1 protein-coding gene is annotated in these 629 nt (G+C 43.1%); it reads left to right on the top strand.

Features of this window, described 5'->3' with window-relative positions:
• Positions 1 to 629 (top strand): EF-Tu/IF-2/RF-3 family GTPase (locus WBW42_RS18750; RefSeq protein ID WP_250619960.1); only part of this gene is annotated, 629 nt, incomplete at both ends.

Genomic DNA, 629 nt, shown 5'->3' with positions numbered 1-629 from the left:
AACAAGTGTGACCTTGTTGATGATGAAGAATTACTTGAATTAGTAGAAATGGAAGTTCGTGAACTTCTTTCTACTTATGACTTCCCTGGTGATGACACTCCAGTTATCCGTGGTTCTGCGCTTAAAGCGTTGGAAGGCGATGCTGGTCAATATGGTGAGTCTTCAGTTCTTGCTCTTGTTGAAGCGCTTGACTCTTACATCCCAGAACCAGAACGTGCTATCGACAAAGCATTCTTAATGCCAATCGAAGACGTATTCTCAATTTCTGGTCGTGGTACTGTAGTAACAGGCCGTGTAGAAGCTGGTATCGTTAAAGTTGGTGAAGAAGTAGAGATCGTTGGTATTAAAGATACAGTTAAAACAACTGTAACTGGCGTAGAAATGTTCCGTAAACTTCTTGACGAAGGCCGTGCAGGTGAGAACTGTGGTATCTTACTTCGTGGTACTAAGCGTGAAGACGTACAACGTGGTCAAGTACTTGCTAAACCAGGTACAATCAAGCCGCACACTAAATTCGACGCAGAAGTATACGTACTTTCTAAAGAAGAAGGTGGTCGTCACACTCCATTCTTAAATGGTTACCGTCCACAGTTCTACTTCCGTACAACTGACGTAACTGGTGCAATCCA

Source organism: Acinetobacter sp. LT1, assembly GCF_059800965.1.
The sequence above is the reverse complement of the archived record's forward strand: the minus strand, read 5'-3'. Positions and strand labels throughout refer to the sequence as shown.